This is a genomic window from Xanthobacter sp. DMC47 (genome assembly GCF_056313845.1).
Map to the genome: position 1 here is coordinate 1,536,215 of NZ_JBQUZM010000004.1, position 19,703 is coordinate 1,555,917.

The 19,703-nt window shown below is 68.8% G+C and carries 18 protein-coding genes; 12 read left to right on the forward strand and 6 right to left on the reverse strand.

What is annotated here, in order from left to right; translation table 11 throughout:
* Window positions 1-168: 168 nt before the first annotated feature.
* Window positions 169-732 carry a helix-turn-helix domain-containing protein gene (locus ACT54R_RS19025; protein WP_476328768.1) on the reverse strand — a complete coding sequence of 188 codons (564 nt, stop codon included), beginning with the start codon at window positions 730-732 and terminating at the stop codon, window positions 169-171.
* Window positions 733-1,122: 390 nt separating this feature from the next.
* Between ACT54R_RS19025 and ACT54R_RS19030 the strand changes: the two genes are divergently transcribed.
* From ACT54R_RS19030 to ACT54R_RS19045, 4 genes are all read left to right on the forward strand, one after another.
* Window positions 1,123-2,601: a sensor histidine kinase gene (locus tag ACT54R_RS19030; protein ID WP_476328770.1), complete on the forward strand. Its 1,479-nt coding sequence runs from the start codon at window positions 1,123-1,125 to the stop codon at window positions 2,599-2,601.
* A gap of 11 nt (window positions 2,602-2,612) precedes the next feature.
* The gene (locus ACT54R_RS19035) at window positions 2,613-3,251 is read left to right on the forward strand and encodes a response regulator transcription factor (RefSeq protein ID WP_210254707.1); all 639 of its coding nucleotides are present in this window, start codon (window positions 2,613-2,615) and stop codon (window positions 3,249-3,251) included.
* A gap of 104 nt (window positions 3,252-3,355) precedes the next feature.
* The gene (locus ACT54R_RS19040; protein WP_476328772.1) at window positions 3,356-3,736 is read left to right on the forward strand and encodes a response regulator transcription factor; all 381 of its coding nucleotides are present in this window, start codon (window positions 3,356-3,358) and stop codon (window positions 3,734-3,736) included.
* 265 nt (window positions 3,737-4,001) lie between these two features.
* Window positions 4,002-4,517, forward strand: a complete 516-nt coding sequence (locus ACT54R_RS19045) for a Dps family protein (protein WP_168462107.1) — start codon at window positions 4,002-4,004, stop codon at window positions 4,515-4,517.
* Window positions 4,518-4,690: 173 nt separating this feature from the next.
* On the opposite strand, the gene ACT54R_RS19050 is transcribed toward ACT54R_RS19045, so the two are convergent.
* The 4 genes from ACT54R_RS19050 to ACT54R_RS19065 form a co-directional block, all read right to left on the reverse strand.
* Window positions 4,691-4,978 carry a hypothetical protein gene (locus tag ACT54R_RS19050; RefSeq protein WP_476328774.1) on the reverse strand — a complete coding sequence of 96 codons (288 nt, stop codon included), beginning with the start codon at window positions 4,976-4,978 and terminating at the stop codon, window positions 4,691-4,693.
* Between the two features lie 676 nt (window positions 4,979-5,654).
* Window positions 5,655-6,791, reverse strand: coding sequence for an MFS transporter (locus tag ACT54R_RS19055; RefSeq protein WP_476329233.1), 1,137 nt, complete (start codon window positions 6,789-6,791; stop codon window positions 5,655-5,657).
* Window positions 6,792-6,920: 129 nt separating this feature from the next.
* A complete protein-coding gene (locus ACT54R_RS19060; RefSeq protein ID WP_476328776.1) occupies window positions 6,921-7,463 on the reverse strand; it encodes a DsbA family protein in 543 nt (180 codons plus the stop codon).
* A complete protein-coding gene (locus tag ACT54R_RS19065; protein WP_476328778.1) occupies window positions 7,460-7,978 on the reverse strand; it encodes a redoxin domain-containing protein in 519 nt (172 codons plus the stop codon). The genes ACT54R_RS19060 and ACT54R_RS19065 overlap by 4 nt, the downstream gene beginning before the upstream one ends.
* A 226-nt stretch (window positions 7,979-8,204) precedes the next feature.
* On the opposite strand from ACT54R_RS19065, the gene ACT54R_RS19070 reads away from it, so the two are divergent.
* The 8 genes from ACT54R_RS19070 (at window position 8,205) to cydB (ending at window position 18,398) form a co-directional block, all read left to right on the forward strand.
* Window positions 8,205-8,981 carry an SDR family oxidoreductase gene (locus ACT54R_RS19070; protein WP_168462112.1) on the forward strand — a complete coding sequence of 259 codons (777 nt, stop codon included), beginning with the start codon at window positions 8,205-8,207 and terminating at the stop codon, window positions 8,979-8,981.
* Window positions 8,982-8,999: 18 nt separating this feature from the next.
* Complete coding sequence (locus ACT54R_RS19075; RefSeq protein WP_476328781.1) at window positions 9,000-10,115, forward strand: FAD binding domain-containing protein; 1,116 nt, start codon at window positions 9,000-9,002, stop codon at window positions 10,113-10,115.
* Window positions 10,116-10,227: 112 nt separating this feature from the next.
* A complete protein-coding gene (locus ACT54R_RS19080; protein WP_476328783.1) occupies window positions 10,228-12,267 on the forward strand; it encodes an FUSC family protein in 2,040 nt (679 codons plus the stop codon).
* A gap of 23 nt (window positions 12,268-12,290) precedes the next feature.
* Window positions 12,291-12,497 (forward strand): DUF1656 domain-containing protein, encoded by a 207-nt coding sequence (locus ACT54R_RS19085; RefSeq protein WP_476328785.1) that lies wholly within the window; start codon window positions 12,291-12,293, stop codon window positions 12,495-12,497.
* A complete protein-coding gene (locus ACT54R_RS19090; RefSeq protein ID WP_476328786.1) occupies window positions 12,494-13,393 on the forward strand; it encodes an efflux RND transporter periplasmic adaptor subunit in 900 nt (299 codons plus the stop codon). Before ACT54R_RS19085 ends, ACT54R_RS19090 begins: the two co-directional genes overlap by 4 nt.
* Window positions 13,394-13,642: 249 nt before the next feature.
* The gene (locus tag ACT54R_RS19095; RefSeq protein WP_476328788.1) at window positions 13,643-15,940 is read left to right on the forward strand and encodes an FdhF/YdeP family oxidoreductase; all 2,298 of its coding nucleotides are present in this window, start codon (window positions 13,643-13,645) and stop codon (window positions 15,938-15,940) included.
* On the forward strand, window positions 15,937-17,361 hold the full coding sequence (locus ACT54R_RS19100; protein WP_476328790.1) for a cytochrome ubiquinol oxidase subunit I: 1,425 nt from the start codon (window positions 15,937-15,939) through the stop codon (window positions 17,359-17,361). Before ACT54R_RS19095 ends, ACT54R_RS19100 begins: the two co-directional genes overlap by 4 nt.
* A 2-nt stretch (window positions 17,362-17,363) precedes the next feature.
* A complete protein-coding gene (cydB, locus tag ACT54R_RS19105; protein ID WP_476328792.1) occupies window positions 17,364-18,398 on the forward strand; it encodes a cytochrome d ubiquinol oxidase subunit II in 1,035 nt (344 codons plus the stop codon).
* 133 nt (window positions 18,399-18,531) lie between these two features.
* On the opposite strand, the gene ACT54R_RS19110 is transcribed toward cydB, so the two are convergent.
* Entirely contained in the window at window positions 18,532-19,680 is a 1,149-nt protein-coding gene (locus ACT54R_RS19110; RefSeq protein WP_476328794.1) for an alkene reductase, read from the reverse strand.
* Window positions 19,681-19,703: the final 23 nt, after the last annotated feature.

Here is a 19,703-nt window from a genome sequence, read left to right on the forward strand (position 1 = left end):
TCAGTATACGAGGGTATAAACCGCGATCCGGGCGGGGGACCCCTGCCGAACAGGAGGCAGCGGGCAAACGAGCAGAGGCCGGTGCGTACCCGCACCGGCCTCTGCTCGTTCAAAATCGGATCGTTAAGCGCGCGCGGAGCCGGAAATCGCAGCGCCGGAAACGCGGTCCTAGGCCTCGTGCGCCGGCCCGAGGGTATGCGGGGCCACGGCACCAGCGCGCGGGGCACGGGCCATCCGCTCCGACCTCCAGCGATGCGGCGTGGTGGAGGCGAAGCGCCGGAACACGGTCGTGAAATGGGCCTGGGTCTGGAAGCCGACGCTTAAAGCGACCTGCGCCAGCGGCTCGTCGCTCTCCAGCATGATCTTCTGGGCGCGCTCCACCCGCAGCCGCAGCAGGTATTCGTGGGGTTTGACGCCCGTCGAGATGCGGAACTGCGCGGCGAAGTGCATCCGGCTGAGGCCGGCGACGCGGGCCATGTCGGCGAGCGTGACGGTCTCGCCATACTGCTCCTCCATGAAGGCGAGCACGCGCTTGAGGCGCCACGCCACCAGTCCGCATCCCACCCGCGCGGGCTTCGGTGCCGCGTGCGGCGGATGGTGTGGCGTGGCCGGACCGTTCGGGGCGGGAAGCGGGGCGAGAAGCCCGAGGCGGCGGACCTCGGCGTCGAGGCCTGCATGGTTCTCCGCCGGGATCGCGGTGGCTGCGGCGGACGGCGCGGCATGGAACGACATGCTGAAGACCCCGAGTGCTGAAGTGCCGTTCGGCGGAAAGACTTGCGTCTCGCCGACTGGAGATCAGCATCGGCCACCCTGGTCTCTAGCTCCATTCTACTTGGGGTTCGCGGCTCATATGATCGGGTCGCCGCGGGCATACCTTGGTATAGGCGCCTAGACTTTGCGTTTGGTGGGCTTGAGATGGCCGCCCATTTTTGCTGCACTACCGCCTCGCGAGCCGGCAAAGGCGCCGTTTGAACTGGCAAGATCGAGGTATGTGTCGGTGATACCGAAGCACGATGCCGGGCGACCGGTGGCCCTACACCGGGCATCCGGCCCCTGCGTTACGGCGGATCGCCGCGCGCAGGCCGAACTCTCGAGGACATGATGTCTGGTCTGGCCGGTCCCGTGTCCAGCAACAGCGCGGATCCCCCCGCCCGGGGGCGGACCGGCTATTTCCTCGTGGGGCTACTTTGCCTCGCGATCTTCCTGGCGGATACGCTCTCGCCGCTCGACATGGCCATCGCCGTGCTCTACGTGGTCGTGGTGACCCTGAGCGCGAGCCTGTTCGAGCGCACGGGGCTACTGGTCGTGGCCGCGGCCTGCGTCATGCTCACGATGCTGAGCTTCGTCATCATCCACGCCACGGACTACAACATCTCCTCAACGATGCGATGCTTCGTCAGCGTCGCCGCCATCACCGTCACCACCTTTCTGTCGCTGCGCAACCAGGAGGCGACGGGCGTGCTGAAGGAACAGGCGGCGCTGCTGGACCTCTCCCACGACGCCATCTTCGTGCGGAACCTCGCCGACACAATCGTCTACTGGAACCGCGGCGCCGAACGGCTTTACGGCTGGAACCGCGCCGAGGCCGTGGGCCAGCAGGCTGGCGCACTGCTGAAGACCACCTTCCAGACCCCGCGCGCGGACATCATGCGCACCCTGCTGGACACCGGGCAATGGGAAGGCGAGATCGTCCAGACCGCGCGCGACGGGCGCCAGTTGGTGTGCACCAGCCGCTGGTCGCTCCAGCGCGACGCGCGCGGGCGGCCGATGGGCACCATGGAGACCAATCACGACATCACCGAGCGGCAGAAGGCAGAGCAGGAGTTGCACCAGGTCCGCAGCGACCTTGCCCATGTCACCCGTGTCAGCACCATGGGCGAACTCACCGCCTCCATCGCCCACGAGGTCAACCAGCCGCTCGCGGCCGTGGTGACCAACGGCGAGGCCGGCCTGAGGTGGCTGCGCCGCGCGCCGCCCGACCTCGACGAGGCGGAAGCCTCCGTCACCCGCATGATCGCCAACGCCCGCCGAGCCAGCGACGTGATCGACCGGCTGCGCGCCTTCGCCCGGCGCGGCAAGCCGGTGCGCCAGGCTCTCGACAGCGCCGAGCTGGTGCAGGATTGCATGCTGCTGCTGGAGCGGGAGCTGTCGAGCCACCGCATCCGGCTTGATCTCGCCCTCAACCCCGACCTGCCGCCGGTGGAAGGCGACCGCATCCAGCTGCAGCAGGTGCTCATCAATCTGGTGCTCAACGCGATCCAGGCCATGGACGAGGTTGCCGAGGACCGGCGCGTGCTGCACATAGCTACCGCACTCGCCATACCGCCCTGGCCCACGGAAGGCGACACGGAGCTGACCATCTGCGTGCGCGACACGGGGCCGGGCATCGCGCCGGACATGTTCGCCACGCTGTTCTCGCCCTTCGTATCCACCAAGGCGGATGGGATGGGCCTCGGCCTCTCCATCTCCCGCTCCATCGCGCAGGCCCATGGCGGCCGGATCACCGCCGCGCCCAACGCCGGGGGCGGCATGTGCTTCACCCTCACGCTGCCGCTTCCCGGCCCCGCAGCCGCTTCCAACCCCAGGGACACCCGCCCGTGACCAGTCGACCGCTGACCCGCCCGACGCCGCCCCCGAGCGCCCCCGTCGTGATCGTCGTGGACGATGACGCCAGCCTGCGTGAGGCGCTGTCCAGCCTGTTCCGCTCCATCGGGCTTGAGGTGGCGCTGTTTGCCTCCGCCGCCGAGCTTCTGGCCGCCAAGCTGCCGGATGCGCCGCGCTGTCTCGTTCTGGACATCCGCCTGCCGGGCGTGAGCGGGCTGGACTTCCAGGCGCAGCTGGCGCGCTCTGATCTCGACCTGCCGATCATCTTCATGACCGGTCACGGCGACATTCCCATGAGCGTGCGGGCGATGAAGGCCGGCGCGGTGGACTTCCTCACCAAGCCGTTCCGCGATCAGGACATGCTGGACGCAGTCTCGGCCGCCATTGAGATCGACCGCGGCCGCCGCGCCGAGCGCGCCTCCTCCTCGAAGCTGCGCGCCCTTTACGATACATTGACCGAGCGCGAGCGGCAGATCATGGCCCTCGTCACCTCCGGCCTCATGAACAAGCAGGTGGCCGCCGAGGTGGGCCTGAGCGAGATTACCGTGAAAATTCATCGCGGTAACGTCATGCGGAAAATGGAGGCCCATTCCCTCGCCGACCTCGTCCGCATGGCGGAGGCGCTGGGGCCGAGTGCAAAAAGCTAAATTTGCAAACGTCTGTATGATTACGGCTTGGGCAGGCGGCAGGCTATACAGGGTCGAACCGGCACGTCATCCGTGCCGAATGATTGCACGTTGAGGTGCCCCGCGTGTCACGCGCTCCAACCATAACCATCATCGATGATGATGAGTCCGTTCGCATTGCCACAGAAAGTCTCGTCCGCTCCCTTGGATTCGGCGCGCGGTCCTTCGCGTCCGCCGAGGATTTCCTTGGGTCCACGGAGCGCAGCCGGACCGCGTGCGTCATTACCGATGTCCAGATGCCGGGCATGAGCGGCGTCGAGCTTCAAACCCGGCTGCGCGCCGAAGGCGATCCGGTCCCGGTTATCTTCATCACCGCCTTCCCCGAAGAGCGCATCCGCCGGCAGGTGGACGAGGCCGGCGCGTTCGGCTTCCTGGCCAAGCCCTTCGACGGCAACGAAATGATCGATTGCATCGATCGCGCGCTGCAGGCCTCTGCGCGGCGCTGAAGCGCTGGCGCGCCCCCGCGCCACCCCTGTCGTTCTCCCCTTCGTTTTGCCCCTGGATCCACGCGGCCGCGGCCCCGCGCGGGATCGCGCGCACGCGCCGGCACGCACGCCCGCAGCGCCCCATACCCACGTATGATGCGGACAAACGAGCGCCCAATTCTTTCGCCCGTCCCCCGGTCCTATGGTGCCCCTCGTGACCCGAGACGTCGCCCGGGCATCGCGACCCGGCGACCGCCTCCCGCGCCTTTCAAAAAGGACGACTCTCATGGACAAGACCATTGCGAAGCTGCGCCAGCAGGCGCCCCTGCGGACCCCAACCGATCTGGGCGAAGACGCCACCAGGGACATTGCTGGCGCCCTCACCGTTCTTCTGGCGGACATGTTCGCGCTTTATCTGAAGACGAAGAATTTTCACTGGCACATGTCCGGCCCGCACTTCCGCGACTACCATCTGCTGCTGGACGAGCACGGCGATCAGATCTTCGCCACCACCGACGCCATCGCCGAGCGCGCCCGCAAGGTGGGCGGCACAACGCTGCGCTCCGTGGGCCACATCGCACGCCTCCAGCGCCTCGCCGACAACGATGCGGCCTTCGTGACCGCCGAGGACATGCTGGCCGAGCTGGCCGATGACAACAAGCGCCTCGTCACCTTCCTGCGCGAGGCGCACGTGGTCTGCGAGAACTACAATGACGTCGCCACCACCAGCCTCATCGAGGTCTGGATCGACGAGGCCGAGCGCCGCGTGTGGTTCCTCTTCGAAGCGACCCGTTCGAACTGAAATCCCCTTCCTCCCCGCCTAAGCCCGCCGGCCACGCCCGGCGGGCTTTTTTTGCGCGCGCTGCGCCCCGCGACCGATCAAGCGAAACGCTTTCGGAACCGCAGCGCCCCAACGTGAAAAGGCCGGCGACCCTGAGGGCGCCGGCCTCGTCATTCCGGTGCGTGGCGGAAGGTTCACGCCCCCGGCGACGTGGCATCCTGGGCAGGACCCCAGTGGGCGTCGGGCTGCGCCGGCTGGCCGATGAACGGGCGGGCGGAGTTCAGGGCCCGCAGCCTGGCCGCGGGGGGCACCTGGAAGATGTCGAGCGGCTGGACGACGGCGCCGGGCCGAGCATCGAAGAAGGCAGTCTCACCCCGCGTCTCGGTGGGGAAGCTGGTGTCCGCGCGGGCGGTGCCGGCAGCACCGGCCACCATGAAGGCGAGAGCACCGAACGCCATGATGAACTTCGAATTGATGGACATGGGAAACTCCTCGGTTGTTGATGATTATGTTTTACTATTGCCAGACATGTCTCGATATCGAACTCAAATTCAGCTTAATAGTATCAATATCTTGTCCGCTTATACGTGCGTTTACTTCTCCGCCTCAATCCCAGCCGCTGGCCATGCCAAGCCAACTGGGAGGGCGCCCCCTCGGCGTCGGCCTCCCGTAGCAGCTTGAGCGACAGATCGATGGGAAGGCGCCTGTGTCGGACGAGGCGGAGGATGGCCCGGCGCTCGGCCTGGATGGCGAGGAGATCCATGCGCCCCTCCGGCCGGGCGACCGCTCCGACATCGACGCCCGCGGACCGCAGCTGATTCAGTCCGTGCCGGTATTGGTCGGCGACGATCATGCCACCAGCGGCGCGTCGGCATCGGCCTTCTGCGTCCCGGCCGTTTCGGCGAGGGCGTCGACGGCCGCCTTCAGGACCCCGCCCGGGCCTCGCGCTCCCGCGCCGCGTCCGCCGCATCGGCGGCAGGTCGATCCCCCGCAGGAGGATAAGGAGCGCTGCGGCGGCGAGCGCCAGACACGGGGGCGGACGCGCGGAAGTCTGTGGCGCACGGGCCGCGCCGGCCACACGGCAGCGGCGCGCGAGGAGGCGCGACAAGACCCCGCACGTGGCGGAGCCTCGTCCTCCTTGGTGCGGTCGGAGCTGGTTCAGTGCGCCGGATCAGACCGGCGGCTGCGGGCTGCCAGAAGCTGGAGGGCGACGGCGAAGGCGGCGAACGCCGTCCCCAGCACGCACACCAGAAACCAGCCGCCCGCACCCCATGCGAGCGTCGCCGTGGCCGAGCCGAAGGAGCCGCCGAGGAACATGGCGCTCATGAGCACCGTGTTGATCCGCGACCGTGCCTCCGGCCGCAAGGCGAAGACGATGTGCTGGTTGGACACGAGAGCGCTCTGCATGCCGAAATCCAGCAGCATCACGCCGACGATCAGCCCCGCGAGCGAGCCCCACGCGCCGAACACGACCCACGCGGCGAGGGTGACGATGGCGCCCACCAGCACCGCCAGCTGAGGGCCGCGCTTGTCGGCGAACCGGCCGGCCAGCGGCGCGGCGAGGATGCCCACCGCGCCCACGAGGCCGAACAGGCCCGCCACCTCAGCGCCGAAGCCGAAGCGCGGCTCGGCGAGGCGGAAGGCGAGAATGGTCCAGAACACGGTGAAGGCCGCGAACAGCGCCGCCTGCGTGATCGCCGCGAGCCGCAGCGCCGGAAAATCCAGCCACTGCTGCCACACGGAATGCAGCAGCCGGTGGTAGCTGAGCCGCGACTCCGGCCGGCTGGCGGGCAGCGTCACGGCCATCAGCGCAGCGCCGGCCAGCGCCATGGGCGCCGCGAGCCACAGCATCTCGCGCCAGCCGCCGTGGGAGGCGACGAAGCCGGCGACGGTGCGGCTGAGGAGGATGCCGGTGAGAAGGCCGGCCATCACCGTGCCCACCGTCGCGCCCCTTTTCTCCGGCGCGGCGAAATGCGCGGCGAGGGGCACGATCTGCTGAGCGACCGTCGAGGCGAGCCCCACCACCAGCGAGGCGGCCACCAGCAGCAGCGCCGTGGGCGCCACCGCCGCCAGCACTAGCGCGGCCGCGAGCAGCACGAACTGCACCACGATCAGCCGCCGCCGCTCCACGAGATCGCCGAGCGGCACCAGCAGCACGAGGCCGATGGCATAGCCGAGCTGGGTCGCGGTGGGGATGGCCCCTGTGAGCGCGCCGGGGAGATCCTGCTCGATCAGTTCGAGCATGGGCTGATTGTAATAGATGTTCGCCACCGCGAGGCCGGCGGCCGTGGCCATGGCCAGCGTCGCGCCGAAGCCCAGCGTGCCGGGCTGCGGCGCGGCCGCGAGATCGGGCGCTCCGGGGCGTCCCAGGGTGGACGTCTGCTTGAAGATCATGGGGGCCTCCTCTGGCGGGCGCATGCGGGCTCAGGCTGGCGCGTTCATCTCGGCGGCGGCGGCCTGCTCGAGCACATGGATCAGGCTCTGTGTGTCCCGCGGGCCATCGTAGCGGATGCCGTTGATGAACAGGCACGGGGTGCCGTTCACGCCGGCCCGCGCGCCGCCCACGAAGTCCTGCTGGATGATGGCGTCGTACCGGCCCTGGAAGGCTGCCTGCAGCACGCGGCGTTCGATGCCGAGCGCGTCGCCATAGGCCGTAAGGCTCGCCATATCGAGGGCGTCCTGGTGCTCGTAGAGCATGTCATGGGCCGCCCAGAAGACGCCGGAGGCGGCGGCCGCAGCGGCAAACTGCGCGGCCCTGAGCGCGTGGGGGTGCATCTCCGTCAGCGGGAAATTGCGGAACACGAAGCGCAGCCGCGCGCCCAACGCCGCCTGAACGGCCTTGAGCACCGGGTAAGCCTCGCCGCAATAGGGGCATTCGTAGTCGCCATACTCGATCAGGGTCACCGGTGCATCGGCAGGGCCGGTCACATTGTCGGCGGCGCTCACGGGGGGAAGACGGCGGGTCATGCCTGCGCTCCTTGGGGCTTCTGGGTGGGGGCGAGCGCGTGGAGCGCATCGAGAATGCCGTCCGCGCCGGGGTTCAGGCCGAGCGGCGAGAGATAGCTCCAGCGGATGATGCCGCCGCCATCGAGCACGAACAGCGCCCGCTGGGCGACGCCCTCCGCCGTGCGATAGGCTCCGTAGCGACGCGCCACCCCGCCCTTGGGCTCGAAATCGGCGAGTAGCGGAAAATGCAGCTTGCGCGCCTCGGCGAAGGCCGCGTGACACCACACGCCGTCGACGGAGATGCCGACAAGCTGGGCACCGCCGCGATGAAACTCCGGCAGCATCTGGTTGTAGAGGCCCATCTGGTCGCCGCAGACCGGGCTCCAGTCCGCCGGATAGAAGGCGAGGATCACCGGCGCGCCCCTGAGGTCCGAGAGGGAGAGCATCTGGTCCGGCGTCGCCGGCAAGGTGAAGTCGGGCGCGGCCTGCCCCGGCTGGAGCAGGGCGGGTGCGGAAGCGTCGTGCGGATCGGCCATGGCCTCATCCCTCTGCGTCGCGGATGTCCAATGTCGGCTGCGAGAGTGTCGAGGGTCCGCGCCGGGCGAAATCGGCCATAGGCTTGGCCGCCTCATACTTCCGTTTGTCCGGCGCGCCGCGTGCATTTCCGGAAGATGAGGCGCCGGGCCCGCCACATCTTGCCCCCGAAGGGTGCGGATGATGACGACGCGCGCCCGCTTGATCGCGCACCCACAGGAGACGGCCATGATCATCGATCTTTCCGGCAAGACCGCCCTCGTCACGGGGTCGAGCGAAGGCATCGGCTTTGCCATCGCCAGAGGGCTTTCGCTGGCCGGCGCGGCGGTGGTCGTCAACGGGCGATCCGAGGCGAAGGTGGCCGAGGCCGTGGCGCGCATCGGCGGCACCACGCGGGGCCGGGCCATCGACCTCGGCACCGCCGAAGGCGCCGCCGCGCTGGTGGCGGCGGAGCCGGCGTTCGACATCGTCGTCAACAATCTCGGCATCTTCCAGCCGTCCGACTTCTTCGAGACCGACGACGACGTGTGGGACCGCCACTGGGCGGTAAACGTCATGTCGGGCGTGCGCCTCGCCCGCGCCTATCTGCCGGGCATGGCGGCGCGCGGCTGGGGGCGCATGCTGTTCCTCGGCTCGGAATCCGCCTTCAACATCCCGGCGGACATGATCCATTACGGCGTCAGCAAGACGGCCGACGTCTCCCTCGCGCGCGGCCTTGCCAAGCGCATGGCGGGAACGGGCGTGACGGTGAATTCCATCCTGCCCGGCCCTACCCTTTCCGAGGGCGTCGCGGCCATGCTGCAGGATGAGGTGGCGGCCGGAAAGACGCTGGAGCAGGCGGGCGCGGACTTCGTTATGGCGCACCGGCCGAGTTCCATCATCCAGCGGCCGGCGAGCGTGGAGGAGGTGGCCAACATGGCCGTCTACATCGCGTCGCCACTCGCCTCCGCCACCACCGGCGCCGCCCTGCGGGTCGACGGCGGCGTCATCGATTTCATCGTCTGACCTCAGGAGAGACTGGCCATGGCGCCGCGCATCCTCATCGTCGGCGGCTCCGTCGGTGGCCTGTTCGCCGCTGTGCTGCTCCACCGCGCCGGCTTCGACGTGCACGTGAGCGAACGCTCGGTGCATGGCCTTGAGGGGCGCGGCGCCGGCCTCGTCGCCCAGCGCGAGGTGTTCGACATCCTGCGCGAAATCGGCGTGGAGCACCTCGCGCATGTGGGCGTGACGGCCCATGAGCGCATCTATCTCGACCGGGCCGGCGCCATCATCCACCGCCAGAGCACGCCCCAGACCCAGCTCTCCTGGGACGTTCTTTTCCGCACCTTTCGCCAACTGCTGCCGGACGCCCGCTACCACATTGACCGGCCCGCCGTTTCCGCGGCGCAGGAGCCGGGCGGCGCTCGCGTGACCTATGCGGATGGCCGGGAGGAGCGGGCGGATCTCGTGATCGGCGCAGACGGGGTAGGCTCGACCCTGCGCAGCGCCGTCAACGGCCCGAAGTCGCGGCCCACCTACGTGGGCTACGCCACCTGGCGCGGGCTCATTCCAGAGGCCGAGGTGCCCGAGGCGGCGGCCGAACAGCTGTTCGATCGCTTCGCCTTCTACGAGATGCCCGGGTCGCACATCCTTGGCTATCTCGTGCCCGGCCCGGACGGCTCCACCGCCCCCGGCCGGCGGCGCTACAACTGGGTCTGGTACCGGCGCTACACGCCGGCGGAGCTCGACGGCGTGCTGACCGACGTGGACGGCGCGCGCCGCCCCTTCTCCCTCGCGCCGGGCCGCGTGCGGCCTGAGGTCGCCGACGCGATGAAGGCCGATGCCGCGCGCCTGCTGCCGCCATCGTTCTCCGCCATGGTGGCGGCGGAGCCCCTCCCTTTCCTCCACGCCATCTTCGACTATGCGCCGCCGCAGATGGTAGCCGGCCGTATCGCGCTGATGGGCGATGCCGCATTCGTCGCCCGCCCGCACACCGCCATGGGCGTGGCGAAAGCCGCTGGCGATGCTTTCGCGCTCCGCGACGCGCTCGCCGCGACGCCTGACATGGACGCCGCCCTCGCCGCCTACGCCGCTGCCCGCCTGCCGGTGGGCGCCGCCATCGTCCAATACGGCCAGCGGCTGGGGCGTTCGCTGGATTAAGGTGGACTGGGGCAAACGAAGGTAGGTCCCGGTTTCCGCGCGTATAATTTTCCGCGTCCTGCCCATGCCTATGCTGAACACAGCCCCTCTCGGCTCGGCAGGCGCGACAGCGATGAGCTCCCTCTCCCACGACAGTCTCGACACCCAAGCGGCGGCGCTCTTCGCAGACCTGCGTGCGCTCGCTCGCGCCTCCACGCCCCGGCTGGTGTTCGGGCTGCGACTCGCCGCGTCGGTTTGTCTTGCGCTCTACATCACCTATGCTCTGGAGCTTCAGAACTCCTTCTGGGCGGCGACCACCGCCGCCATTGTCTGCCAGCCGAGCCTCGGCACGTCGCTTCAGAAGGGGCGCTGGCGGATCATCGGGACCATCGTCGGTGCGCTGGCCATGGTCACGATGCTGGGCCTGCTTGCGCAGAACCGCTACGGCCTCGCCTTCGGCCTCGCCGCCTGGTGCGGCCTGTGTGGCATTGCTGTCGTCGTGCTCCGGAACTTCGCATCCTACGCGGCTGCGCTGGCCGGCTTTACCGCAGCGGTTATCTTCGCGGACACGATCAACGATCCGACGTCGGCCTTCTTCCTCTCCCTGGTCCGGGTCAGCGAAATCGGCATCGGCATCGGATCGACCCTCTTCATCGTCGGTCTCACCGACTTCGGCACCGCGCGCCGGGCGTTTGCGGTTCTTCTCGAAGATCTCGCCGGCCAGTTGGTCCAGGGGTTCCGCGCGACGCTCCCCATGCCTGAGGATCGGCACGAACCGCGCGTCGGCCCTCGGGTCATCGCGCAGAAACTGGGTCAGCTTCAGGCCGCGGCGGACGCCGCAATGGCGGATTTCCCTTACCTGCGGTCGAGAAGCGGCCATCTGCGCGAGGCCGGCGCGCGCCTCATGACTGCGGTGGTCGGCTGGCAGACGATCGCGCTGGAGCACGACGCGGCCCGCCGAGGGCCGGACGAGGTTCGCTCTCGCCTCGACATGGTGCTGTCGCATCTGGACCCGGCCGATCTCCGGCGAAACCCGGCACGCCTCCGCGACGCTTGCGCAGAAGCGCTTCTGGCCCTCAAGGCCGTCCCCGAGGGCGACGCCAGGGCAAGCATCCTGATGGACGCGACCCGCGACGTCGTCCTTTGCCTGGAAGCGATCGCCGTGAGCGTCGCCCTGCTCATCGGCGCGGGCGCCCCGCGCCGGACGTCTCCGGCATGGGCGGTGGTGATCGGCGATCCGCTTCCGCCCCTTCTGAGCGGCTTTCGCGTTTTCGCGGCGGTCGCTGCGGCGGCTGGGTTCGCCATCGTCACCGCCTGGCCGAACGGCCCGCTGGCCATCGCCTTCGTCGCGATCGCCGCCCTGATCTTCGCTCCGGCCGGCGCTCAGGCGCGCGTGCTCGCCGCGGACTTCACCATCGGCTCCATGCTCATGACGGTCATCGGCGGCGTGCTCTATTTCGGTGTGATGCCCGCCATCTCAACCTTTCCGCAGCTCGCGGGGATGCTGGCGCTCGTCATAGTGCCGGTCGGCTTCATGCAGGCGGGTGGCTGGCACACGCCGGTGTTCCTGGCCATGTCCGTCAATTGCCTTCCCCTGCTCGGGGTCGGCAATCCGATTTCCTATGATGCGTCTTCATTCTTCAACATCGCGCTGACGATCATCCTGGGCAATATCATCGGACTTCTCTCCTTCATCGTCATCCCGGGCCTGTCGCCAGAGGTGCAGGCGCGGCGGCTCCTTGCGCTCTCGGTCCGCGACCTGCGCAGGCTCGCGGCGGAGCCCGAGCCCCGTGCTGGCGCGCGCTGGACGGCGGTGATGACCCGCCGTGTCGAAGACCTGCCGCCCCAGGCGACGGACGAGCAGGCGGCGGCTTTGGTGCGGCTGTTCGCCTTGGGGCGTGCCGTGATCGCCCTGCGCGACGCGGTGGCGGGCGAAATCGAGTCCCGGCTTTTCACCCGCGCCAGTGCCGAGCTAGCGGCGGGTTTCCCGAGCGCGGCGCGCATCACCTTCGGCGACCTGGCGCGCGTGCTGGCTGGGCGGCCAGCGCCGCCGGCCACAGAGGCGCCGGCCTGCGCTCCGGCGCGCGCGCAGGTGGCCATCATCACGGACGCGCTCGTTGCGTGCTCGGACCTTTTGCACGCAACGGGCCGTCGGCGCACCCACCTCGGCTAGATCATCAAGGACGGGGTCGCCCCATGTTCTCGGAACTCGATCTCCTCGGCGTGCTGGTTTCGCCCTTCGTGGCGATGATGGCGGTGGCATGGGTCATCACCATGCCGCTCACCCTGCTCGGCAACCGCATCGGCCTGTCGCGGGCGGTGTGGCACCCGGCCCTCTTCAACCTCGCGATCTACGTGATCGTGCTGTCCCTCACCGTGCTGACCATGGGAGCCGGTTCATGAGCGCCATCGAAATGCCCGCCGGGAAGCGCGCTTCCCTTCTGCCCCGCCTCGCGCGGGTGCTTGTGACCCTCGCCGCCGTCGGCGTCGCCGGCGTTCTGGGATGGCGCATGTGGGAGACCTACATGACCACGCCCTGGACCCGCGACGGCACCGTGCGGGCCTATGTGGTCACCGTCGCGCCGCAGATCTCGGGCCGCATCGTGGAACTGCCTGTTAAGGCCGACCAGTTCGTCCATAAGGGCGACCTGCTGATGGTCATCGAGCCTTCCGACTACCAGATCGCCCTCGCCAACGCCGAGGCTACCGTGGCCCGCGCAAAGGCCGATCTGGAGAACAAAAAAGCGGAAGCCGAGCGGCGGACGAAGCTGAGCGCCATCGCCGCCTCGCAGGAGGAAAAGGAGAGCTTCGCGGCCTCGGCGGACATGGCGGTGGCGGCCTATCAGCAGGCCCTCGCCGACCGCGACCAGGCGAAGCTGAATCTCAGCCGCACGCGCATCGTCTCGCCGGTGAACGGCTATGTCACGAACCTGCTCACCCAGGTCGGCGACTATGGCATCAGCGGCCAGCGCGCGCTCTCCGTGGTGGACAGCGACAGCTTTTGGGTGGACGGCTACTTCGAGGAAACGGTCCTTTCCGGCATCCACATGGGTGACAAGGCGAAAGTGGCGCTGATGGCCTATGGCGCGCCGCTCACCGGGCACGTCACCGGCATCGGCCGGGGCATCGCCATCCCCAATGTGGCGCCGGACGTGTCCGGCCTCGCCACGGTGAATCCGGTGTTCACCTGGGTGCGCCTCGCCCAGCGCGTGCCGGTGCGCATCGCGCTCGATCCGGTGCCGTCGTCGGTCACGCTGTCCGCCGGCCTCACCGCGACGGTCACCATCATCGGCAAATGATCGCCGGCGCGCATTGACGGCCTGCCGCGCAACGGGCAGGCCGCGTCCATTTCCCGTCGCCGTATCTTCCTCCGGAATGACTGTGCCGCGCCATACCAACGTATGCGCCCCACATATGTGAAGCCCATTTATTGCAGCCGATCCCGCAGGTCATCATCGACTCGTCTTCCGGTTACTTCCGAACCGGGAACGCGCGCCGTCGCGCAAGACGGGCGCAAGAGTCTCTCACCCCTGCTGCGGGAGCCGCCCATGGGCATCGCCAAAACCATCCGTCCCTATCACGAGCCCGCCGGCGGCTGGGGTGCCCTGAAGGCCATGGGCAGCGCGCTGGTGGAGCAGCACGTCGCCGTGTCCGGCATGGCGACCCTCGCCCGCATGAACCAGCCCGGCGGCTTCGACTGCCCCGGCTGTGGATGGGGCGATCCGAAGCACACCTCTCCCTTTGAATATTGCGAGAACGGCGGCAAGGCCGTCGCCTGGGAAGCAACGACGAAGCGCTGCACGCCCGAATTCTTCGCCGCCCACACCGTCACGGAACTCGCCGCCCTCGGCGACTACGAGCTGGAGATGGAGGGCCGCCTCACCCACCCCATGCGCTACGATGCGGCAAGCGACCGCTACGTGCCGGTGCGCTGGGAGGACGCCTTCGCGCTGGTGGCGCAGCATCTCAATGCTTTGCCCGACCCGAACATGGCGGATTTCTACACATCGGGCCGCGCCTCCAATGAAGCGGCCTTTCTCTATCAGCTTTTCGCCCGCGAATACGGCACCAACAACTTCCCCGACTGCTCCAACATGTGCCACGAGGCCACCAGCGTCGGGCTGCCCCAGTCCATCGGCGTCGGCAAGGGCACGGTGCTGCTGGAGGATTTCGCGCGGGCGGACTGCATCTTCATCTTCGGCCAGAACCCCGGCACCAATTCCCCGCGCATGATGACCGAGCTGCGCAACGCCTCGCGGCGCGGCGCCACCATCATGTCGTTCAACCCGTTCCGCGAACGCGCGCTGGAGCGCTTCCAGGCGCCGCAGAACCCGGTGGAGATGGCGACGCTGACCTCCACGCCCATCTCCTCGCGCATCTTTCAGGTGCGCGTGGGCGGCGACGTTGCGCTCCTCAAGGGCATGATGAAGCATCTCGTGGCGGCGGACGACGCGGCCCGCGCGCTCGAACTGGCCCCGGTGCTCGACTGGGATTTCATCCGCGGCCACACCGCCGGCATTGACGCCCTCGTCTCCGACCTCGCCGCGACAGCGTGGGAGGACATCGAGCGCAAGAGCGGCATCGCCCGCGCCGACATCGAGATGGCGGCCGAGGCCTATATGCGGGCGGAGCGCGCCATCCTGGTCTACGGCATGGGCATCACCCAGCATCGCCACGGCACGAAGAACGTACAGCAGATCGCCAACCTTGCGCTGCTCAAGGGGAATGTGGGGCGCGAGGGCGCCGGCATCTGCCCGGTGCGCGGCCATTCCAACGTGCAGGGCGACCGCACGGTGGGCATCACCGAGGCGCCCTCCGACGCGCTGCTCGCGGCCATAGAGGCCCACTTCGGCTTCACCCCGCCGCGGGCGTTCGGCCACAACGTGGTCACCGCGCTGGAGGCCATGCTGCGCGGCGAGACGAAGGTGTTCATCGGCCTCGGCGGCAATTTCGCCGCCGCCATCCCGGACTGGCAGCTGACCCAGGCGGCCATGCGGAAGCTTAACCTCACCGTCCACATCGCCACCAAGCTCAACCGCAGCCACCTCGTCCACGGGTGCGACGCGCTGATCCTGCCCTGCCTCGGCCGGACCGAGATCGACATGCAGGCGAGCGGGCCGCAGTCGGTGACGGTGGAGGATTCCATGTCCATGGTCCACGCCTCCACCGGCCACAATCCGCCGGCCTCCGAGCATCTGAAGAGCGAGCCGGCGATCGTCGCCGGCATGGCGCGGGCGACGCTCGGCAGCGGCTCGAAGGTCGCCTGGGAGGCGCTGACCGCCGATTACGCGCGCATCCGCGAGGACATCGAGGCGGTGTTTCCCATCTTCCAGGGCTACAACGCCCGCATCAAGCAGCCGGGCGGCTTCCACCTCACCTCCACTGCCCGCGAGCGCATCTGGGCGACGGCGTCCGGCAAGGCGAACTTCATCGTCTGCGAGGGCCTGTGCGAGGATCCCGGCGTCACCGGCCACCCGCTCTGGCTCACCACCATCCGCAGCCACGACCAATACAACACCACCCTCTATTCGCTCTCCGACCGGTATCGCGGCGTCCATGGCGCGCGCGATGTGATCTTCCTTGGCGCCAAGGAGATGGAAAAGCGCGGCCTGAAACCGGACGACCGCGTGGACATCCTGACCCTTTCCACCGACGGCATCGAGCGCGCAGTGCGTGGCTTCCGCGTCGTCCTCCATCCGTTCCCGGAGGCGAGCTGCGCGGCCTACTACCCGGAAACGAACCCCCTCGTGCCGCTCTACGCGCACGATCCGCAGAGCTTCACCCCGGCCTCGAAGGGCGTCCCCGTGCGCCTCGTGAAGTCCGCCCCCGCCACCGGAGCGAAATGACCATGGACGCCCTTGCGCTCTCGCGCCTGCAATTCGCCTTCACCGTCGGCTTTCACATCCTGTGGCCGACACTCACCATCGGCACCGCCTGGTTCGTCACCCTCCTCAGCTTCCTGTGGTGGCGCACGGGCAGGACGGTCTATCGCGATCTCATGCGCTTCTGGATGCGCCTGTTCGCCCTCGTGTTCGGCATGGGGGTGGTGACCGGCATCGTGCTGAGCTACCAGATCGGCACCAACTGGGCCGGCTTCTCGCGCTCCGTCGCCAACGTGCTCGGCCCGCTCCTCGCCTATGAGACCATGACCGCCTTCTTCCTGGAGGCGGGCTTCATCGGCATCATGCTGTTCGGCGAATCCCGCGTGTCGAGGGGGACGCACTTCTTCGCCTGCCTCATGGTGGCGGGCGGCGCGCTCATCAGCACCACCTGGATTATCGCCGCCAACAGCTGGATGCAGACGCCGGCCGGCGCCATCGCGGATGCCGGGGGTATTTTCCATGTGGTGGACTGGTGGCAGGTGATCTTCACCGCCTCCTTCCCCTATCGCCTCGCCCACATGGTGTGCGCCAGCTTCCTCACCTGCGCCTTCATGATCGCCGGTGTCTCCGCCTTCCATCTGTGGCGCGGCCAGCATGTGGCCGCCTCGCGCACCGCCTTCTCCATGGCGCTGTGGCTGGCGCTGGTGCTGGCGCCGCTCCAGATCTTCATCGGCGACCTGCACGGCCGCAACACGCTGGTGGAGCAGCCCACCAAGCTCGCCGCCATGGAGGGCCTGTGGGACACCACGCGCGGACCGGCCATGACGGTGATCGCCTGGCCCGACATGGCGGCGCAGAAGAACCTCTACGCGCTGGAAATCCCCCACCTCGCGAGCCTCTACCTCACCCACAGCTGGGACGGGGAGGTTCAGGGCCTGAAGGCGGTGCCGCCCGCCGACCAGCCCAACGTGCCCATCGTGTTCTTCGCCTTCCGCATCATGGCCGGCATCGGCATGCTGCTGCTGGCGACGGCGCTGACGGGGCTGGTGCTGCGGATGCGCGGACGGCTCTACGACACCCGCTGGTTCCAATACCTCGCCATGGCCACCACCCCCCTCGGCCTCTTCGCCGTGCTGGCCGGATGGACGGTGACGGAGGCCGGCCGGCAGCCCTGGATCATCTACGGGGTGCTGCGCACCGCCGATGCGGTCGCCCCGGTGGCCGCAGGGGCGGTCACCACCAGCCTCCTCATCTTCTTCGCCGTCTACAATCTGCTCCTCCTCGCCTTCCTCTGGTTCGCCGGACGGGTGGCGTTCAAGGGCCCGACCGACACGGCACCCGAGATGGCCGAGCGCCCCGGCATGGAGCGCGCCAGCGTCGGCCTCTTCACCAATTCCCCCACCCCTCCGTCGCCCGTGCCCGGCGTCGGACACGCGAAGGCCTGACCATGACCGAGCTGATGCAGGCGGACCATGTGCCGCTCCTCTTCGCCGCCGCCGCCCTCTTCTGCGTCACCGTCTACGTGCTCGCGGACGGGCTCGACCTCGGCGTCGGCATCCTCTTCCTCGCCGCCCCGCGCGATGCGGATCGCGACGTGATGATGGCCTCCATCGAGCCCGTCTGGGATGGCAACGAGACGTGGCTGGTGATGGGCGGCACGCTGCTCTTCGCCGCCTTTCCCGCCGGCTACTACATCCTGCTGCCGGCCTTCTATCTGCCCATCATGTTCATGCTGTTCGCCCTGATCTTCCGGGGTGTCGCCTTCGGCTTCCGCCTGCAGGCGACGCGCTTCCGGCCGGTGTGGGATGCGGCCTTCTTCGCCGGCTCCTTCCTCGCCACCTTCTGCCAGGGGCTCATCCTCGGTGGGCTCATCGACGGGGTGCCGGTGGAGAACGGCATGTTCGCGGGCGGCGCCTTCAGCTTTCTCAGCGTGCTCGGCGTGCTGTGCGGCATCGGTCTCGTGGGCGGCTACGCGCTCCTCGGCGCCGGCTGGCTGATCTGGAAGGCGGAGGGGCCGACGCAGGTGTTCGGCCGGGAGATCGCCCGCGCGGCGCTGATCCTCACCGCCGCGATGATGCTGCTGGTGAGCCTGTGGAGCGCCTGGAGCGTGCCCGAAGTCGCGGCGCGCTGGTTTGCCGTGCCGAACCTGTTCTGGCTCGCACCGGTGCCGCTCCTCACCGTGGTGGTGATCGCCTGGATCTGGTGGGCGATCTGGAACGGGCGCGAGGCGCAGACCTTCGTGCTCGCCCTCGTGCTGTACGCCCTGGGCCTGTTCGGCCTCGTGGTGAGCCTGTGGCCCTATGTGGTGCCGCGTGAGGTCTCCGTCTGGGACGGGCTGTCCGATCCCCGCTCCCTCGCCTTCCTCGGGGTGGGCGTCATGGTCATCATCCCGGTGGTGCTGGCCTATCAGGCCCATGCCTACTGGATCTTCCGGGGCAAGGTGCAGCACGAGGCGGACGGAGCCCACGGCGGCTACGGCTGATCCCCTCCGCCCGCGCCATCGACCCTTCCGAAACAGGACACCCCGCGCGATGAGCCCATCGCGCGGGGTGTTTTTGTGAGGGGCGAATTCAGACGAAGGGCTCTGCGCGACCGCGCGCCTTCGCTTTACGCAGCTAGCGGAAATCGCCGGTGGCGATGGGGTCGGAGGCGGGGAAGGTCTCCTCCAGAGCCTCGTCCAGCAGCGCCGCGTCGGCGGTGGGGTAATCGATGTAGCCTTCCGGCCCCTGAGTGTACCAGGTCTCCATGTGGTCGGGCGCCAGCGGAATGCCATGCTGGATGCGGGAGGGCAGATCGGGATTGGCGAGGAAGCCCCGCCCGAAGGCGATGGCGTCGGCCTCCCCCGTCTCCAGCGCCGCGGCGGCGCGGGCGCCGTCGAAATCGGAATTCAGCACCAGAGGCCCGTCGAACACCGCGCGGATCTCGGGATGGACCGGCGGATGGTCGGGCTTGCCGCGGGTGCCGTCCGGAGGCGGCTCGCGCAGTTCGAGGAAGGCGATGCCGATCTCCGAGAGGAGCTTCGCCGCGTGCCGGAACAGCGGCACCGGATCGGGATCGTTGACGCCCTGGCTCTCGCCGTTGGGCGAGAGGCGCACGCCGGTACGGTCGGCGCCGATCTCGCCGGCCACCGCCTCGGTCACCTCGCGCAGCAGGCGCGCGCGGTTCTCGATGGAGCCGCCGTAGGCGTCCGTGCGGTGATTGGCCGAGGCGCGCAGGAACTGGTCGACGAGATAGCCGTTCGCGGCGTGGATCTCGACGCCCTCGAAGCCGGCGAGCAGGGCGTTGCGCGCCGCCCGGCGATAGTCGTCGAGCAGGCCGGGAATCTCGCTCGCGTCGAGGGCGCGCGCCTCGGCGTGGGGCTGCTTGCCGTCATAGGTGTGGGCATAGGCCGGCGCCGTGGTGGCCGAGGCGGAGACGGCCTTCGCGCCGTCGAGGAAGCTCGGGTGCACGATCCGCCCCATGTGCCAGAGCTGGCAGACCATGCGGCCGCCAGCCTGCTTCACTGCCTCGGTGACCGGCCGCCACGCGGCGACCTGCTCATCGCTCCAGATGCCCGGCGCGAAGGGCCAGCCGGTGCCCTGGCGGCTGATGCCGGTGGCCTCGGAGATGATGAGCCCGGCGCTGGCGCGCTGGGCGTAATACTCCGCCATGAGCGCGGTAGGCACATGCTCGCGCGTGCCGCGGCCACGGGTGAGCGGCGCCATGAACATGCGGTTCGGCGCCGCGATGGCGCCGAGCTGGATGGGATCGAACAGGGTGGGCATGGGCGGTCTCCGGGGGATGGCGG

Coding starts and splice junctions, on each gene's coding strand:
- ACT54R_RS19025 (WP_476328768.1), bottom strand. CDS start 732: ATGTCGTTCCATGCCGCGCCGTCCGCCGCAGCCACCGCGATCCCGGCG.
- ACT54R_RS19045 (WP_168462107.1), top strand. CDS start 4,002: ATGGACAAGACCATTGCGAAGCTGCGCCAGCAGGCGCCCCTGCGGACC.
- ACT54R_RS19050 (WP_476328774.1), bottom strand. CDS start 4,978: ATGTCCATCAATTCGAAGTTCATCATGGCGTTCGGTGCTCTCGCCTTC.
- ACT54R_RS19055 (WP_476329233.1), bottom strand. CDS start 6,791: ATGGCCACGGCCGCCGGCCTCGCGGTGGCGAACATCTATTACAATCAG.
- ACT54R_RS19060 (WP_476328776.1), bottom strand. CDS start 7,463: ATGACCCGCCGTCTTCCCCCCGTGAGCGCCGCCGACAATGTGACCGGC.
- ACT54R_RS19065 (WP_476328778.1), bottom strand. CDS start 7,978: ATGGCCGATCCGCACGACGCTTCCGCACCCGCCCTGCTCCAGCCGGGG.
- ACT54R_RS19070 (WP_168462112.1), top strand. CDS start 8,205: ATGATCATCGATCTTTCCGGCAAGACCGCCCTCGTCACGGGGTCGAGC.
- ACT54R_RS19075 (WP_476328781.1), top strand. CDS start 9,000: ATGGCGCCGCGCATCCTCATCGTCGGCGGCTCCGTCGGTGGCCTGTTC.
- ACT54R_RS19080 (WP_476328783.1), top strand. CDS start 10,228: ATGAGCTCCCTCTCCCACGACAGTCTCGACACCCAAGCGGCGGCGCTC.
- ACT54R_RS19085 (WP_476328785.1), top strand. CDS start 12,291: ATGTTCTCGGAACTCGATCTCCTCGGCGTGCTGGTTTCGCCCTTCGTG.
- ACT54R_RS19090 (WP_476328786.1), top strand. CDS start 12,494: ATGAGCGCCATCGAAATGCCCGCCGGGAAGCGCGCTTCCCTTCTGCCC.
- ACT54R_RS19095 (WP_476328788.1), top strand. CDS start 13,643: ATGGGCATCGCCAAAACCATCCGTCCCTATCACGAGCCCGCCGGCGGC.
- ACT54R_RS19100 (WP_476328790.1), top strand. CDS start 15,937: ATGACCATGGACGCCCTTGCGCTCTCGCGCCTGCAATTCGCCTTCACC.
- cydB (WP_476328792.1), top strand. CDS start 17,364: ATGACCGAGCTGATGCAGGCGGACCATGTGCCGCTCCTCTTCGCCGCC.
- ACT54R_RS19110 (WP_476328794.1), bottom strand. CDS start 19,680: ATGCCCACCCTGTTCGATCCCATCCAGCTCGGCGCCATCGCGGCGCCG.